The following is a 15,256-nucleotide window of genomic DNA, read 5'->3' on the forward strand; positions in this document are numbered from 1 at the left end:
GCTTAGGCGGCGATCAGCTCGGCGCTGTAGCGCAGGCGTTGCAGGTGCAGCACCTGGCGCGCCGCGCCGCGCATGTTGGCAGGAGTGCTCTTGAGCGCGATTGCTCGCTACAGGCGGCGCAACATGATGCGCCCGCGGCTGATGCCGGCCAGCAACTGCTGCAAGTCGGCGAAGCGTGCCTCGGGCAGGGCCAGCTGCAATTCGGCGCCTTCGGCGTCGAAGGTTTCCTGTTCCAGCAAGGCCTCCAGCTCGCCCAGGCGCGCCTTGAGCAGCGCCAGCTCGGCGAAGCCGCAGTGGCAGACGCAGCGGCTGCGCGCCACCAGTTCGACCCGCTCGGCGGCCTGCAGGCACTTGTTCGCGCTGCCGCCGTAGGCGCGGGCCAGGCCGCCGGTGCCGAGCTGGATGCCGCCGTACCAGCGGATCACCAGCACCGCGACCTGGTCGCAGTCCTGGCCTTCGATGGCGGCGAGGATCGGCCGGCCGGCGCTGCCGCCCGGTTCGCCGTCGTCGCTGAAGCGGTAGTGCTGGCCGACTTTCCAGGCCCAGCAGTTGTGCGAGGCGCCGGACTCGCTGGCGCGCGCGATAAAGGCCTGGGCCTCGGCCGCGCTGGTCACCGGCGCGGCCAGGGCGAGGAAGCGGCTCTTGCGGATTTCCTCGCGGTAGGTGCAAGGGCCGAGCAGGCTAAAGGGCATGGCTGTGTCGCGTTCAGCGGGGCGGCGGCGTCAGGCCGCAGCCCTTGAGGATGATGCCGACCAGGTTGTCGCCGGCCGTGGCGAAATCCTCCTTGGTCAGACGCGAACGGCCGGTGAGCCGGCAGATTTGCGAGGCGAAGTCGGCGTAGTGCTGGGTGCTGCCCCACAGCAGGAAGATCAGGTGCATCGGGTCGACCGGATCCATCTTGCCGGCGGCGATCCAGGTTTCGAACACCGCGGCGCGGCCGCGGAACCAGCTCTGGTAGTCCTGGTTGAAGAAGGCCGACAGGCATTCGCCGCCGCCGATCACCTCCATGGCGAAGATCCGCGAAGCCTTGGGGTAGCGGCGGGAGAACTCCAGTTTGGCGCGGATATAGCGACTCAGCGCCTCGGCCGGATCGTCGTCGACGCTCAGGTTGTTGAAGGTGCTGTCCCACAGCTCGAGGATGTTGCCGAGCACCGCCAGGTACAGGCCCAGCTTGTTGTTGAAGTAGTAGTGCAGGTTGGCCTTGGGCAGGCCGACGCTCTGGGCGATGGTGTTCATGCTGGTGCCCTTGAAGCCGTGCCGGGCGAATTCTTCCTCGGCGGCCTGGATGATCGCTTCTTCGTTCTTCTGGCGAATGCGCCCAGCCGGTTTGTCGCTGGAATGGACGCTGTGCGCGGGGACTTCGACGGTCATGGGGGCGGTTCCGCAGTGGTCAGGTTTTCGGACGCTTGCACTGATAACCCACTGTCGCCGGGGTGACAAGTGCGGGTTGCAGAAAACCGCCGCTGCTGGCCTCCAGCTTAGGTCATAGGCCCCCGCCTGTGCGGCGGGCTAGCCGAGCATCTTCTCCAGGAACCAACCGCCGGCCGGGCCCAGCGGGCGGAATCTCGACCAGACCGCGTCGACCACTATCCGCCGGGGCCAGCCGTGCACCTGGAGTTCGTGCAGCGCGGCGGAGCCGAAGCGGTTCACCAGGTTGCGCGGGATAGGCGCCCAGCCGAATCCGCGCTCGGCCATCTCCAGCAGCATCAGGTAGCTCGGCGCCGACCAGGAGCGCCCGCGCACAGTGGCGCCGGCGCTGTTGAGGACGGTGCCCAGGCGCAGTTGGCGGTGCGCTTGCAGGGCCTCCTCGCTGACGTGGGCGAGGCGCGCGAGTGGGTGGCTGGCGCAGACGAACAGCGCCATTTCCGAGGCTTCGGCGACCGCGGCGGCGCCGATTTCGGCGGGATAGAGCGCTTGCGACTCGACGAAGCCCATCTGCGCCCGGCCTTGCTGGACGATGGCGAGCAGGTCGTCGTACTCGGCGATCAGGCACTCGAACTGCAGATCCGGGTAGCGCTGCTGGAACTCGTCGAGCACCTCCTCGAAGCGCTCGGACTGGTAGGTATCGGACAGCACTATGCTCAGCTTCGACTCCAGCCCCTGCGCCAGTTCCTGTGCGGTGCGCGCCAGCAGGCTGTTGGCCGCCAGCACCTCCTCGGCCCGGCGCAGCAGCACCCGGCCCTGTTCGGTCAGGCTGGGCTTGCGGCTGCGGCGATCGAACAGCAGCAGGCCCAGGTCGGTTTCCAGGTTGGCGATGGCCGTGCTGATGGTCGACTGGCTCTTGCCCAGGCGCCGCGCCGCCGCGGAAAAGGAGCCGCAGGTGGCCGCCTGGACAAAGGCCTGCAAGGCATCGGAGGAGGGCATGAACTATCGCTTTTATCGATGGTAACTAGCTTTGAAGTATCCGAAGCTGCGGCGAATATGGCAAGCGCCCCCCGTCAGTAACAGGAAAGAAGCCAGTCATGAGCGCCGAGAAAACCCTGAACGAGCGAATCTTCCAGGCCCTGGGCTTCGAAGTGCTGGCGATCCTGCTCAGCACCCCGCTGTTGGCCTGGGCGATGCAGGCCGAGTGGCAGCTGATGGGGGTGGTCACCCTGGCCAACTGCCTGATCGCCCTGGCTTGGAACGTGCTGTTCAACCGGGCGTTCGACCGCGCGCGGCGGCGCTGGGGCGTGCGCCAGAGCGTGCCGCTGCGGATCGTCCACGCGCTGCTGTTCGAGGGCGGGCTGATCCTGCTCTGCGTGCCGTTCGCGGCCTGGTGGCTGGATATCGGCTGGTTCGCCGCGCTGCTGATGGACATAGGTCTGCTGCTGTTCTTCCTGCCTTACACCTACCTCTATCACTGGGCCTACGACGTTCTGCGGGCGCCGCTGCGGCACTGGTACGGCGCTCGTTTGGCCCGCTGAGGCGCAATTGGCCCGGCGCCGGCCCGTCAGGCGGTGCTGGCCAGGGCCTCGAGAAAACTCTCCAGCACCAGGTGCGGGCGCCGCCCCTTGCGGGTCACCGCCGCCAGGCTGAGGTCGTAGAAGCGGCTGCCGGGTTTCAGGGCGCGCAGACGGCCCTGTTGCACCCAGGCGGCGGCGTAGTGATCGGGCAGGTAGCCGATATAGCGCCCGGTGAGAATCAGGAAGGCCATGCCCTCGCGATCCGAGGCGCTGGCGCTGCAATTGAGCGTCTGATAGTGGCTCTGCACCTCCGGCGGCAGGCGGAAGGTCGGCGCCACCGCGTCCTGGGCATCCAGGCGCTGATCCTCGAGCTGCCGGTCGTCGACATAGAACAGCGGGTGGCCGACCGCGCAGTAGAGCAGCGAGCGCTCGTCGTACAGCGCCTGGTAGTCCAGCCCGGACAGCGCCCCGGCCTGCGGCACCACGCCGATGTGCAGGCGGCCGTCGAGCACGCCCTGCTCGACCTCGCTGGGCGGGGTCATGCGGATATGGATGCGCACCTCCGGACCGCGCTCCTTGAGCCGGGCCAGGGCATGGGTGATGCGCATGTGCGGCACCGTCACCAGGTTGTCGGTCAGGCCGATGTTGAGCTCGCCGCGCAGGTGCTGGTGGAGGCCGTTGACCTCGGTGCGAAAGCTCTCCAGCGCCGCCAGCAACTGCTGGGTCGACTGGTACACCTCGCGGCCTTCCTCGGTCAGGGCGAAGCCGGCGCGGCCGCGCTGGCACAGGCGCAGGCCGAGGCGCTGCTCCAGGTCGCTCATCTGCTGGCTGATCGCCGAGCGGCCGATCCCCAGCACGGTCTCGGCGGCGGAAAAGCCGCCGCACTCCACCACGCTGCGAAACAGCTTGAGCAGGCGGATATCGAAGTCGCTGACCTGGGCCAGGGGTTCGGGGCGGCGTGTGCTCATTTGTTTAGTAGCCAGTTAACTAAAGATAAGAAGAGTGTGGTTTTACTAAATGTATGCCCGTGGCACCTTTGCTGGCAACTGCTTCTCTTAATCCGAACACCGCCCTTCCGTGCGAGGCCGCCGATGAACATGCCGCAGACCGCTACCCCGTCCCTGGCCAGCCAGCTCAAGCTGGACGCCCACTGGATGCCGTTTTCCGCCAACCGCAACTTCCAGCGCGACCCGCGCCTGATAGTCGCCGCCGAAGGCAGCTGGCTGACCGACGACCAGGGCCGCAAGGTCTACGACAGCCTGTCGGGCCTGTGGACCTGCGGCGCCGGCCACACCCGCAAGGAAATCCAGGAGGCGGTGGCCAGGCAGCTGGGCACCCTCGACTACTCGCCGGCCTTCCAATACGGCCACCCGCTATCCTTCCAGTTGGCCGAGCAGATCGCCGACCTGATGCCGGGTGAGCTCAACCACGTGTTTTTCACCGGCTCGGGCTCCGAGTGCGCCGACACCGCGGTGAAGATGGCCAAGGCCTACTGGCGCCTCAAGGGCCAGCCGGCCAAGACCAAGTTCATCGGCCGCGCCCGCGGTTATCACGGCGTCAACATCGCCGGCACCAGCCTCGGCGGCATCGGCGGCAACCGCAAGATGTACGGCCAGCTGATGGACGTCGACCACCTGCCGCACACCCTGCAGCCGCACCTGGCCTACACCCAGGGCATGGCCGCGACCGGCGGCGTCGAACTGGCCAACGAGCTGCTCAAGCTGATCGAGCTGCACGACGCCTCGAACATCGCCGCGGTGATAGTCGAGCCGATGTCCGGCTCGGCCGGCGTGATAGTGCCGCCGGTGGGCTACCTGCAGCGCCTGCGCGAGATCTGCAGCCAGCACAACATCCTGCTGATCTTCGACGAGGTGATCACCGCCTTCGGCCGCATGGGCAAGTGGAGCGGCGCCGAGTACTTCGGCGTGACCCCGGACATCATCAACGCCGCCAAGCAGATCACCAACGGCGCCATCCCCCTGGGCGCGGTGATCGCCTCCAAAGAAATTTACGACACCTTTATGCAGCAGCCGTCGCCCGAGCACATGGTCGAGTTCACCCACGGCTACACCTACTCGGCCCACCCGGTGGCCTGCGCCGCCGGCCTGGCCTCGCTGGAGCTGCTCAAGCGCGAGAATCTGATCCAGCAGTCCGCCGAGCTGGCCCCCCGGTTCGCCGACGCCCTGCATGGCCTCAAAGGCGTCCAGCACATCGTCGACATCCGCAACTGCGGCCTGGCCGGTGCGATCCAGATCGCGCCGCGTGACGGCGACCCGACGATCCGCCCGTTCGAGGCCGGCATGGCCCTGTGGCAGGCCGGTTTCTACGTGCGCTTCGGCGGCGACACCCTGCAGTTCGGGCCGACCTTCAACGCCAAGATGGAAGACCTCGACCGGGTATTCGACGCGGTCGGCGAGACCCTCAACCAGCTCGATTGAGCCCTAGGGTGGATGGCGCTTCCTCCACCCACAGACAAGACCGCCAGGTGGATGAACGCAGCGTCATCCACCCTACAGAACTCGATTAACGGAGCACCCCATGACCACCATCACCCACCTGATCAATGGCGAACACATCAGCAGCGAGCGCACCGCCGACGTCTACAACCCGTCCACCGGCGAGGTGATCCATCGGGTCGCCCTGGCCGACTGCGCCACCGTGCAGCAGGCCATCGACGCCGCCCAGGCCGCCTATCCGGCCTGGCGCAAGACCCCGGCGGCCAAGCGCGCGCAGATCATGTTCCGCTTCAAGCAGCTGCTGGAAGCCAACGAAGCGCGCATCGCCCAACTGATCAGCCTGGAACACGGCAAGACCCTGGAAGACGCCGCCGGCGAACTCAAGCGCGGCATCGAGAACGTCGAGTTCGCCTGTGCCGCCCCGGAAATCCTCAAGGGCGAGTACAGCCGCAACGTCGGCCCGAACATCGACGCCTGGAGCGACTTCCAGCCCCTGGGCGTGGTCGCCGGCATCACCCCGTTCAACTTCCCGGCCATGGTGCCGCTGTGGATGTACCCGCTGGCCATCGTCTGCGGCAACTGCTTCATCCTCAAGCCGTCCGAGCGCGACCCCAGCTCGACCCTGCTGATCGCCGAGCTGCTGCTCGAAGCCGGTCTGCCCAAGGGCGTGATGAGCGTGGTGCACGGCGACAAGGAAGCGGTCGACGCGCTGATCGAGGCACCGCAAGTCAAGGCCCTGAGCTTCGTCGGCTCGACCTCGATCGCCGAATACATCTACAGCGAAGGCACCAAACGCGGCAAGCGCGTGCAGGCCCTGGGCGGTGCCAAGAACCACGCCGTGCTGATGCCCGACGCCGACCTGGACAACACCGTCAACGCGCTGATGGGGGCGGCCTACGGTTCCTGCGGCGAGCGCTGCATGGCCATCTCGGTGGCCGTGTGCGTCGGCGAGCAGATCGCCGATGCCCTGGTGCAGAAGCTGGTGCCGCAGATCCAAGGCCTGAAGATCGGCGCCGGCACCAACACCGGCCTGGACATGGGCCCGCTGGTCACCGCCGCCGCGCGTGATCGCGTCACCGGCTATATCGATGCCGGCGTCGCCGCCGGTGCCGAGCTGGTGGTCGATGGTCGCGGTCTGAGCGTGCCGGGCAACGAGACCGGCTTCTTCCTCGGTGGCACCCTGTTCGACAAGGTCAGCCCGGAGATGAGCATCTACACCGACGAAATCTTCGGCCCGGTGCTGTGCATCGTCCGCGTCGACAGCCTGGAACAGGCGATGCAGCTGATCAACGACCACGAATACGGCAACGGCACCTGCATCTTCACCCGCGACGGCGAGTCGGCGCGGCTGTTCTGCGACGAGATCGAGGTCGGCATGGTCGGCGTCAACGTGCCCCTGCCGGTGCCGGTGGCCTACCACAGCTTCGGCGGCTGGAAGCGCTCGCTGTTCGGCGACCTGCACGCCTACGGCCCGGACGGCGTGCGCTTCTACACCAAGCGCAAGGCCATCACCCAGCGCTGGCCGCAACGCGCCTCGCATGAAGCGGCGCAGTTTGCCTTCCCCAGCAACGGCTGAGTGAGTCGCTAGCAGTAAGCGCCTATCTTGATTGTGCCCACGCTCCAGCGTGAGCACAGCGCCTGTGACGCTCCGCGTCACGGTTTGCTTTGCCTCTCGCCGAGCAAGGGCGCGGAGCGTCCGGTGCTGCGTGCCCACGCAGAGCGTGGGTACGATCAATGCATCGATTACCTATTTGGGGTTTGCACGCACCCGCCGCTTTTGCGTTGTGTGTGATTAATGGTTTCGCCCTTACGGCGAGTCACTTTTTGCAGTCGCCCAAAAAGTAACCAAAAACGCTTGCCCCTGCATCCGGCCCGCCTGCGGCGGGTTCCCTCACTCCATCATTGCTCCAGGGGCCCGCCGCGAAGGGCCATCCCTGGCCCATCGCGGCTCTCGCGGCATCCATGCCGCTCAACCCCTTGCGCAACGATTCCGTGCGGCCTCCTGAAGGGGCGATTGGCGTCGCCTGATCGTTCTGCGCAGGGTGACCAAAAGAAGAACTGATTGTGCCCACGCTCCAGCGTGGGCACAGCGCCTGTGACGCTCCGCGTCACGGTTTGCGTTGCCTCTCGCCGAGCAAGGACGCGGAGCGTCCGGTGCTGCGTGCCCACGCAGAGCGTGGGTACGATCAATCGCTCATGCATCGATTGGCTATTTGGGATTTGCACGCACCCGCCGCTTTTGCGTTGTGTGTGATTAATGGTTTCGCCCTTACGGCGAGTCACTTTTTGCAGTCGCCCAAAAAGTAACCAAAAACGCTTGCCCCTGCATCCGGCCCGCCTGCGGCGGGTTCCCTCACTCCATCATTGCTCCAGGAGTCCGCCGCGAAGGGCCATCCCTGGCCCATCGCGGCTCTCGCGGCATCCATGCCGCTCAACCCCTTGCGCAACGATTCCGTGCGGCCTCCTGAAGGGGCGATTGGCGTCGCCTGATCGTTCTGCGCAGGGTGACCAAAGAAGAACTGATTGTGCCCACGCTCCAGCGTGGGCACAGCGCCTGTGACGCTCCGCGTCACGGTTTGCGTTGCCTCTCGCCGAGCAAGGACGCGGAGCGTCCGGTGCTGCGTGCCCACGCAGAGCGTGGGTACGATCAATGCATCGATTACCTATTTGGGGTTTGCACGCACCCGCCGCTTTTGCGTTGTGTGTGATTAATGGTTTCGCCCTTACGGCGAGTCACTTTTTGCAGTCGCCCAAAAAGTAACCAAAAACGCTTGCTCCTGCATCCGGCCCGCCTGCGGCGGGTTCCCTCACTCCATCATTGCTCCAGGGGCCCGCCGCGAAGGGCCATCCCTGGCCCATCGCGGCTCTCGCGGCATCCATGCCGCTCAACCCCTTGCGCAACGATTCCGTGCGGCCTCCTGAAGGGGCGATTGGCGTCGCCTGATCGTTCTGCGCAGGGTGACCAAAAGAAGAACTGATTGTGCCCACGCTCCAGCGTGGGCACAGCGCCTGTGACGCTCCGCGTCACGGTTTGCTTTGCCTCTCGCCGAGCAAGGACGCGGAGCGTCCGGTGCCGCGTGCCCACGCAGAGCGTGGGTACGATCAATGGATAAACGGATTAATCGATCAGGCCACTAGCTACTTGTCGAGAAGTTGATGGGTTTCGCTATGCTCAACCCATCCTGCGAAAGTAGTTTCGCGTCACATTAAAGTTATGAGTAAAATCCGGTGGTCGTTTTCAACTGATCGGAAAAGTCGTAGATTTCATCCAATGAGCTGATAGGATGGCGTGTCTCGTTTTTCTCTTGGTCAAAGATGCCAATGTATTTTTGCATACGATTGAAGTGCAGGCGGCAAATCGGTTTGCGGTTATTGTCATCCAGCAAAATACCGAAGTAACTCTGAGTGTCACGCTGAATAATCCGCTTCGCGTCAACAACCGAACGCACAATCGCTTTTACAATATGGTAGCCCTCGAGTTCTTCAAGCGTGGTCATTACCTTGTCGTCTGCGGGCTCATCGAGTTGTTCTACCTGGGCCTCGCTTGATACCGGTGCGGCAGCGGAGTAGCTAGGCTGTAGCGCACCGCTCATCGCAGACTTTAAGCGATCATTAACTTGGTCGCTCAAAAATTGAGCAACAGCTTTTCGCGTCAGTTCAGTAAATTGCTCACGAACTTTTTGCGTGATCATTCCTTCATAAACGCGTGACGCGAAGAATTTTACAAAATCATCATCAGGCTTGCTGAATTGGGATGCGATTTCTTTTTTTATTTGGCTGACATACTTAAGCTCGCCCGCGGAGTTGACAATGGAATCAACATCGAAAGCCGATTTAGTGAGCTTTAATAGTTCAGGTACGGCGTGTTCGTCGATGTCGAGTAAGTCCAGTTCAAGAAAGGGCTTTTCATCCATTTTGTTTGGGGCATCGAGGTCAGTAAAGAATTTGTAGACTTGGCCATTCGTGAGGATGGAAATACGAGCATTGGTTACATGGAAATAGCGAAACAGTTGGGATGCGTGGTTGACATTCAGTGGTTCGCCAATCTTCTTGCATTCGATCAGTATTTGAACTTCGCCATCTTTTAGAATTGCGTAGTCAATTTTTTCACCTTTCTTCGTCCCTACGTCACAGACGAACTCCGGGGTTACTTCCCGAGGATCAAATACGTCGTAGCCGAGTACGCTGTTGATGAATGGCATGACAAAGGCATTTTTTGTAGCTTCTTCCGTTTTTATCGCTGCAGCCTGTTGGCGAATCTTGGCTGAGAGACTGTTAAGTTTTTCGAAGAATTCCATGTCTAATTCCTTGCTGTATTAATGTCCGTGGTTTGTGTTGGGTTATGCGGTACGCGTGTTACTTCCCCACCTTCCGATTCCGCACATACAACGCCTCGCCCCCCGTCGCACTGCTCCCGCGGGCCTGTAACTCGAAGCGTTTGGGATGGCCCTTGATCAAATCGCTGAGCTTCTTGAACCCATACAGCCGAGCATCGAAGGCCGGGCGTAGCTTGCTGATGTTCGAGCCGAGCGCTCCGAGTCCTACCCAGCCATCCTCATCGTCGATGTCTTCGATGACCTTGGCGATGAAATCCACCGGTACCTTCTGCACTTTCGGTTTGTCAGGCGCCTTGGCCGGCTCGTCGGGTTGCTCGTTTTTCCCGCTTGGCTGCGGTTTCTCGCCATTGCTCAGCGGTTCGGCCTGGGCTTCCACGGCATCGGCACGGAGGATTTCGGTGTAGATGAACTTGTCGCAGGCCGAGACGAAGGGTTTGGGCGTTTTCTCTTCGCCGAAGCCGTACACGGTCAGGCCTTCCTCGCGCAGGCGCGCGGCCAGGCGGGTGAAGTCGCTGTCGCTGGAGACCAGGCAGAAGCCATCGAAGCGCCGGGTGTAGAGCAGATCCATGGCGTCGATGATCAGCGCACTGTCGGTGGCGTTTTTGCCGCGGGTGTAGGCGAACTGCTGGATCGGCTGGATCGAGTAGTCCAGCAGCACCTTCTTCCAGCTGCCGAGGTTGGGTTGGGTCCAGTCGCCGTAGATGCGCTTGACGCTGGCGACGCCGAATTTGGCGATTTCCTCGAACAGGCCTTCGACGATGGCGGCGGAGGCGTTGTCGGCGTCGATCAGCACCGCCAGGAGCTGTTGCTGACGCTGCGGGTGGGCTTTGCTGGCCATGCGGACATCCTTGAATAGGCGTGCCCCGAACATACTGCGGATGCTGGCACGGCGCCATAGGCAAGCGCTCGCCGTCTGCTGGCAGGGGGGCGAGGTGAACAGGGCCTGGAACTTGCTAAGAGCCCTGTGTCCGGGAGTCCGCCCGGTCGATCACGACTCGCTAGCACTATGGGAATCCGCTCAATGAACACTGTCGCCATTGCCGATTACATGACCCAGGACTTCGCCACCATCCGCGCCGATATGCCGGTGGTGGAGGCGGCCAGAAAGTTGCTGCGCCGGCGCATTCTCGGCGGCCCGGTCACCGATGCGCAGGGCCGGCTGCTGGGCTGGATCTCCGAGCAGGAGTGCCTGCAGGTGGCGATTCAGGTGGCCTATTACAACCAGCGGGTGGCCACGGTGCGCGACATCATGCGCACCGACGTGCTCAGTGTGACGCCCGATATGGACGCGCTGACGCTGGCGCAGCAAATGCTCGGCGACAAGCCGAAGAGTTACCCGGTGGTCGATGCCGGCGGCAAGGTGGTCGGGGTGATTACCCGCCGGCATATCCTGAAGCTGCTGGATGACCTGATGGCGTTGCCGCTGTCCCGCTCGGCCTGAACCCCGTTCGCGCACCCGTAAAGGGCGGGCGGCGCCGCTTTGGCCTGTGGTTGCACCAAAAGCGTTCGAGTGCGGCCCCTGAGCCTGGGGGGCCTGCTCTCCCAGGCGTTGCATGCATAGGGCCTACGCCGCCAGGCTGCGCTTCACGCTTCACTATTTGCCATTTGCTTGACCTGCGCCGGGGTGCGCTCGGCTCGCTGCGCCTATAGTCGCGGCCTGAACCCCCCGTCCTAGCAAGACAACCAGGAAAAGGACTTTCGCCATGCGCGTGCTCGCCCTTGTGTTTTTCAGTTGCATGATCAGCCTGGCCCAGGCCAGCGATGAGGCCATGCAGCGCTTTACCCGGCTCAGCGCCGACCCGGTGTTGCGCGAGCAGGCCTATGCCGCCGGCCAGGAACGTATGCTCTTCTGTGGCAATTGCCACGGCGAGAACGGCAACAGCAAGCGCCCGTACATTCCCAACCTGGCCGAGCAGAATCCGCTGTACCTGTTCAGCGCCTTCGAGAAGTTTGCCAGCGGTGAGCGCAAGGACTTCGTCATGTCCAAGTTGGCGCCGAATCTGACCCTGGATGACCGGGTCAACATCGCCATCTACTACGGCCAGCAAAAGCTGCTGGCGCATGGCGAGCCGGTCGATGCGGCGTTGCTGCAGCAGGGCGAGGTGACGTTCAAGACCATTTGCACCGGTTGCCACGGGGTGAATGCCGAAGGCCGCGACAACACGCCGCGTCTGGCCGGTCAGCCGGCCGAGTACCTGGGCAAGGCGCTGAGGCGTTTCCGCGACAAGGATCCGAGCCGCGCCGGTTCGGTGATGATGTCGATCGTTGCCGACTTCAGCGACGCACAAATCAGCTCCCTGGCCGTTTATCTGCAGCAACTGCGGCCCTGACCTCAGGCGCGTCGGTGCTCGGCCGCGATGGGTATCGCGGCGCTCAATCTCCGCGGCCCGCCACATCCTACAAAAGCCATTACATTTGCCGCAGAAACTCCCCCCCTCTGGCGTCAGCCGCTGGTGCGGCGGGTGTCGCCGGCGCGCCGCAGCGGCGGGCAGCGGCCTTGGTCGACGGCACCAACATAGGGGTTGCCGTGGCCCATGACGCAGCCGACTTTCTGGTTGCGCCAGCGTTCCCATTCCTCGACCGGGTAGCGACGGTGCCAGGCTTCGTAGGTGCGCCGATCCAGTTTGGACAGGCGCAGTTGGTAGTGGTCGGCCATGTACAGGTAGATGCGCGCCGCGGCGCCGCGGGCCTGCTCGGGCGGCATGGCGGTTTTCTGCTGGAAGTTGACCACCATGGGGCAGGCGCCGTACTGCCGGGGTTTTTCGCTGAGCATGCCGAGGGCGTAGTTGGAGCGGTCGCCATTCACTTCGCCGATGCTCGGCACCAGGTTGTGCAGGTCGGCTTCGGCGGCCTTGAACAGCGGATCGCTGCGGCTGCAGTTCTGGCGTCCGCCGTGTTGCCAGCATTGGCGCTGGTGGCCGATCACCCAGGCGGGCACCACATGCTCCCATTCCAGGCGCTGCGCACGGCGTGGTTGCTTGCGCACCTTATAGCCGCAACTGGCCAGGTCGATGCGTTTGCCGCTGTAGGCACAGCCGCAATAGAAGGTGCTCGGCCGTTCGGCGTAGAGTTGCCAGGCGATTTTCTTGGCGGCGGCGAAGTTTTGCGGGGCGGCGGCGTGGCCGGATACGGCGAACAGTAGGCAGAGCAGGGCGATCAGGCGCGGCATGGACGGCTCGAGGCAAAAAGCCGCGCATGATAGTGCTGGGCGAACTGGCCAGGGGCCTGCTAGGACGAGGTTTTTTCGGTTTTGTGGGGGCGCCGCATGGGTGGGGCGGGTTTGCGCCGATGGGCCTGTTGCCTATCCGGCGCGAGCGTTCCCGCGTGGCCGGGGGAACGCTCGTTCGCTCAGACCTTGCGCACGAACTCGGACTTGAGCTTCATGGCGCCGATACCGTCGATCTTGCAGTCGATGTCGTGGTCGCCGTCGCACAGGCGGATGCCTTTGACCTTGGTGCCGACCTTGACCACCAGCGACGAACCTTTGACCTTGAGATCCTTGATCACGGTGATGGTGTCGCCATCCTGCAGCACGTTGCCAACCGAATCCTTGATCGCTTTAGCGCTGTCTGCCGAGGCCTCGGCTGCGGCGTCGGCGGACCACTCGTGGGCGCACTCCGGGCAGATCAGCAGTTGGCCGTCTTCGTAGGTGAATTCGGAATTGCATTTGGGGCAGGCTGGCAGAGTGCTCACGGCGGATCCTTGGGCGGGAGTATGGAAGGCCGCAGATTATATAGGGTTTTGCCGTGGCTTTGAGCCGACGAAGGTGCGCGCTACTCCGCGGCCCGCTACGCAGGCCGGCAGCCGCCCCGCAATCGGCGGGGCGGCTCGGCGGCGCTACCGGCGTGGCGCGTAATAACCGCGGTGATACCGCTGGTGCTTGCGGTAGTGAAACCGGTGGTGGCGCAATTGCTGGCGCGGGCGGTACTGGTAATACGGCCTGACCTCAACCGGATAGGGCCGGTAGTAGAGCGCAGGCGGCTGGTAATGGCGCGGATAGGGCCGGTAGTAGCCATGCGCAGGCGGGGCGCCGATTTCGACATACAGCGGCGTGCGCTCATAGCGGCGGTGGGCGGCGATGGCGCCGCCAACCATGGCCCCGACCACCGCACCGGCAATCACGGCATTGCGTTCCGAGCCTCGCGCCGATGCCTCGCCCGCCAGCGCCAGGCTGGCTACGAGCACGGCAAGTACAGGAATACGACCAATCATGGGCGGGTCTCCTTGCAAACGGCGGCAGGTGCCGATAAGGAGTTCGACTGCCCTGTCGGTGAAAAATCACCCAGGGTCGATGTAAAACTTGTGTAAACCCCAGGTGGGCTGAGCCGGGCAAGAATCGCTGGCGCCGCGGCGGACGGGCGTGCGGCCGGCAACTGGCGCGGGGCGGGCCGCCAGACCCGGCTCAGTCGTACTCCGCCTCCTCGTGCTCGCCCAGCAGCCGGCGTTGCCGTGGGGTACAGGCGGCCAGCACCGCGGGGGCGAAGCGCCACGTCAGATAGGGCGAGAATTTCTGCGCAACCATGCGTCGGCCGTAGTGCACCTGCAGCAGGTAGCGCGAGCGATCCGTCCGGTTGCTGCTGCCGGCATGCCACAGCTCGCTGCGAAACATCAGCACATCGCCGGCGCGGCACAGCACCGCTTGCGCCGGCAGGCCCCGCCACTGGCTTTCGCCCGTCAGCGGTTTGCGCCCGGCGCGGTGGCTGCCGGGGATTAGCAGGGTCGGGCAGAGATCCAGGTCGATGTCGTCAAGGTAGAAGTGCGCCGTGCAGATCTGCATCGGCAGCTCGAAGGCCGGGTCGGCCAGCAGCGCCGGCGGCAGTTCCATGACCAGGTAGTCGAGGTGCAGCCCGGCCCCAACGAAGCCGGGGTGACAGCGCCAGGCGGTCTGGCCGACCACATGGCAGTCCGCACCCAGGGCGGCCTCGGCCAGCTCGATCACCCCCGGCTGGTCGAGGTAGGGGAGCCACAGCGGCTCGCGGTTGAACACGCATTTGTAGTGGTCGAGCAGGCCGGAGTAGTCCCAGTGTTGCGGCTTGAGTCGGTCGATGGCCGTGCGCAACTCGGCGATCTGGGCGGCGCTGAGCACCCCCGGCAGCAGCATGTAGCCGTGTTGGTGCAGGGCCAGTAGGCGGGCGGCGGTCAATGCCGGGTCTATCGGGGGGTTGGGCATGGGCCGATCACCTCGCGGTGGACATCATGCGTGGGCTTCCGGCAGGCGGCAGGCCCACTTGCAGCATAGGCAATCGAGGCCGTGGATGCGCTGCCTGGCCGATCCGGCAGGCGTTGTTGCGTGTCGGAACCGGGCGATGCGACGAGTTGCAGGCTCGATTGGCTATATCAACTTGACCTGATTAGTCGCTATATAAGAAAAATTAAATATATCAGTTGCTTGCAAGTCTATTTTCTCTTCCTGGTTGTGTCGGCATAATTTTGACTTTGTTGTGCGGCACATCTAATACCTTAAGTACGCTCAAGCAATAAGAGCGCCCCATGCGCTTGAAACGGGGGCGGGTTGGTGTGCCGCTAGGGCAATGGCGCGTGATCCGCTTGAGTCATCCTCGCTTCTATTTGCGCCTTG

Annotated in this window: 15 protein-coding genes; 5 read left to right on the top strand and 10 right to left on the bottom strand. The window is 63.9% G+C overall.

The window, feature by feature from the left end:
• Positions 1-107 precede the first annotated feature (107 nt).
• The 3 genes from P8H27_RS04460 to P8H27_RS04470 all read right to left on the bottom strand — a co-directional run bounded on the left by P8H27_RS04460 (position 108) and on the right by P8H27_RS04470 (position 2,364).
• Positions 108-692, bottom strand: a complete 585-nt coding sequence (locus tag P8H27_RS04460; protein WP_289635444.1) for a YigZ family protein — start codon at positions 690-692, stop codon at positions 108-110.
• A gap of 13 nt (positions 693-705) precedes the next feature.
• Positions 706-1,371: a TetR/AcrR family transcriptional regulator gene (locus P8H27_RS04465; RefSeq protein ID WP_289635445.1), complete on the bottom strand. Its 666-nt coding sequence runs from the start codon at positions 1,369-1,371 to the stop codon at positions 706-708.
• A gap of 138 nt (positions 1,372-1,509) precedes the next feature.
• Complete coding sequence (locus P8H27_RS04470) at positions 1,510-2,364, bottom strand: LysR family transcriptional regulator (RefSeq protein WP_289635446.1); 855 nt, start codon at positions 2,362-2,364, stop codon at positions 1,510-1,512.
• Between the two features lie 98 nt (positions 2,365-2,462).
• Here P8H27_RS04470 and P8H27_RS04475 point away from each other — a divergent pair, with 98 nt between their 5' ends.
• Entirely contained in the window at positions 2,463-2,906 is a 444-nt protein-coding gene (locus P8H27_RS04475) for a multidrug/biocide efflux PACE transporter (RefSeq protein ID WP_289635447.1), read from the top strand.
• A 26-nt stretch (positions 2,907-2,932) separates the two neighbouring features.
• Here the strand turns inward: P8H27_RS04475 and P8H27_RS04480 are convergent, their stop codons facing one another.
• Positions 2,933-3,853 (bottom strand): LysR family transcriptional regulator, encoded by a 921-nt coding sequence (locus tag P8H27_RS04480; RefSeq protein WP_289635448.1) that lies wholly within the window; start codon positions 3,851-3,853, stop codon positions 2,933-2,935.
• A 123-nt stretch (positions 3,854-3,976) separates the two neighbouring features.
• On the opposite strand from P8H27_RS04480, the gene P8H27_RS04485 reads away from it, so the two are divergent.
• Together P8H27_RS04485 and P8H27_RS04490 are read left to right on the top strand one after the other, a co-directional pair.
• Complete coding sequence (locus P8H27_RS04485; protein WP_289635449.1) at positions 3,977-5,323, top strand: aspartate aminotransferase family protein; 1,347 nt, start codon at positions 3,977-3,979, stop codon at positions 5,321-5,323.
• A 100-nt stretch (positions 5,324-5,423) separates the two neighbouring features.
• Complete coding sequence (locus P8H27_RS04490) at positions 5,424-6,917, top strand: CoA-acylating methylmalonate-semialdehyde dehydrogenase (protein ID WP_289635450.1); 1,494 nt, start codon at positions 5,424-5,426, stop codon at positions 6,915-6,917.
• 1,636 nt (positions 6,918-8,553) lie between these two features.
• On the opposite strand, the gene P8H27_RS04495 is transcribed toward P8H27_RS04490, so the two are convergent.
• Together P8H27_RS04495 and P8H27_RS04500 are read right to left on the bottom strand one after the other, a co-directional pair.
• The gene (locus P8H27_RS04495) at positions 8,554-9,639 is read right to left on the bottom strand and encodes a type I restriction endonuclease (protein WP_289635451.1); all 1,086 of its coding nucleotides are present in this window, start codon (positions 9,637-9,639) and stop codon (positions 8,554-8,556) included.
• A 58-nt stretch (positions 9,640-9,697) separates the two neighbouring features.
• Entirely contained in the window at positions 9,698-10,516 is an 819-nt protein-coding gene (locus P8H27_RS04500) for an NYN domain-containing protein (protein ID WP_289635452.1), read from the bottom strand.
• A gap of 183 nt (positions 10,517-10,699) precedes the next feature.
• Here P8H27_RS04500 and P8H27_RS04505 point away from each other — a divergent pair, with 183 nt between their 5' ends.
• Both P8H27_RS04505 and P8H27_RS04510 read left to right on the top strand, forming a co-directional pair.
• Positions 10,700-11,119 carry a CBS domain-containing protein gene (locus P8H27_RS04505; protein ID WP_289635453.1) on the top strand — a complete coding sequence of 140 codons (420 nt, stop codon included), beginning with the start codon at positions 10,700-10,702 and terminating at the stop codon, positions 11,117-11,119.
• A gap of 262 nt (positions 11,120-11,381) precedes the next feature.
• Complete coding sequence (locus P8H27_RS04510) at positions 11,382-12,008, top strand: c-type cytochrome (protein WP_289635454.1); 627 nt, start codon at positions 11,382-11,384, stop codon at positions 12,006-12,008.
• 113 nt (positions 12,009-12,121) lie between these two features.
• Here the strand turns inward: P8H27_RS04510 and P8H27_RS04515 are convergent, their stop codons facing one another.
• The 4 genes from P8H27_RS04515 to P8H27_RS04530 form a co-directional block, all read right to left on the bottom strand.
• Positions 12,122-12,847, bottom strand: coding sequence for an endonuclease (locus P8H27_RS04515; RefSeq protein WP_289635455.1), 726 nt, complete (start codon positions 12,845-12,847; stop codon positions 12,122-12,124).
• Between the two features lie 179 nt (positions 12,848-13,026).
• Positions 13,027-13,371, bottom strand: coding sequence for a zinc ribbon domain-containing protein YjdM (locus tag P8H27_RS04520; protein ID WP_289635456.1), 345 nt, complete (start codon positions 13,369-13,371; stop codon positions 13,027-13,029).
• 144 nt (positions 13,372-13,515) lie between these two features.
• Positions 13,516-13,890: a hypothetical protein gene (locus tag P8H27_RS04525; RefSeq protein ID WP_289635457.1), complete on the bottom strand. Its 375-nt coding sequence runs from the start codon at positions 13,888-13,890 to the stop codon at positions 13,516-13,518.
• Between the two features lie 190 nt (positions 13,891-14,080).
• A complete protein-coding gene (locus P8H27_RS04530) occupies positions 14,081-14,848 on the bottom strand; it encodes a phytanoyl-CoA dioxygenase family protein (protein ID WP_289635458.1) in 768 nt (255 codons plus the stop codon).
• Between the last annotated feature and the right edge of the window lie 408 nt (positions 14,849-15,256).

Source organism: Pseudomonas sp. sp1636 (assembly GCF_030376615.1).
GTDB lineage: Bacteria > Pseudomonadota > Gammaproteobacteria > Pseudomonadales > Pseudomonadaceae > Aquipseudomonas.

What these genes read in the sequence shown, in the direction of transcription:
- P8H27_RS04460 (WP_289635444.1), bottom strand. Translation starts at nt 692, where the DNA reads ATGCCCTTTAGCCTGCTCGGCCCTTGCACCTACCGCGAGGAAATCCGC.
- P8H27_RS04465 (WP_289635445.1), bottom strand. Translation starts at nt 1,371, where the DNA reads ATGACCGTCGAAGTCCCCGCGCACAGCGTCCATTCCAGCGACAAACCG.
- P8H27_RS04470 (WP_289635446.1), bottom strand. Translation starts at nt 2,364, where the DNA reads ATGCCCTCCTCCGATGCCTTGCAGGCCTTTGTCCAGGCGGCCACCTGC.
- P8H27_RS04475 (WP_289635447.1), top strand. Translation starts at nt 2,463, where the DNA reads ATGAGCGCCGAGAAAACCCTGAACGAGCGAATCTTCCAGGCCCTGGGC.
- P8H27_RS04480 (WP_289635448.1), bottom strand. Translation starts at nt 3,853, where the DNA reads ATGAGCACACGCCGCCCCGAACCCCTGGCCCAGGTCAGCGACTTCGAT.
- P8H27_RS04485 (WP_289635449.1), top strand. Translation starts at nt 3,977, where the DNA reads ATGAACATGCCGCAGACCGCTACCCCGTCCCTGGCCAGCCAGCTCAAG.
- P8H27_RS04490 (WP_289635450.1), top strand. Translation starts at nt 5,424, where the DNA reads ATGACCACCATCACCCACCTGATCAATGGCGAACACATCAGCAGCGAG.
- P8H27_RS04495 (WP_289635451.1), bottom strand. Translation starts at nt 9,639, where the DNA reads ATGGAATTCTTCGAAAAACTTAACAGTCTCTCAGCCAAGATTCGCCAA.
- P8H27_RS04500 (WP_289635452.1), bottom strand. Translation starts at nt 10,516, where the DNA reads ATGGCCAGCAAAGCCCACCCGCAGCGTCAGCAACAGCTCCTGGCGGTG.
- P8H27_RS04505 (WP_289635453.1), top strand. Translation starts at nt 10,700, where the DNA reads ATGAACACTGTCGCCATTGCCGATTACATGACCCAGGACTTCGCCACC.
- P8H27_RS04510 (WP_289635454.1), top strand. Translation starts at nt 11,382, where the DNA reads ATGCGCGTGCTCGCCCTTGTGTTTTTCAGTTGCATGATCAGCCTGGCC.
- P8H27_RS04515 (WP_289635455.1), bottom strand. Translation starts at nt 12,847, where the DNA reads ATGCCGCGCCTGATCGCCCTGCTCTGCCTACTGTTCGCCGTATCCGGC.
- P8H27_RS04525 (WP_289635457.1), bottom strand. Translation starts at nt 13,890, where the DNA reads ATGATTGGTCGTATTCCTGTACTTGCCGTGCTCGTAGCCAGCCTGGCG.
- P8H27_RS04530 (WP_289635458.1), bottom strand. Translation starts at nt 14,848, where the DNA reads ATGCCCAACCCCCCGATAGACCCGGCATTGACCGCCGCCCGCCTACTG.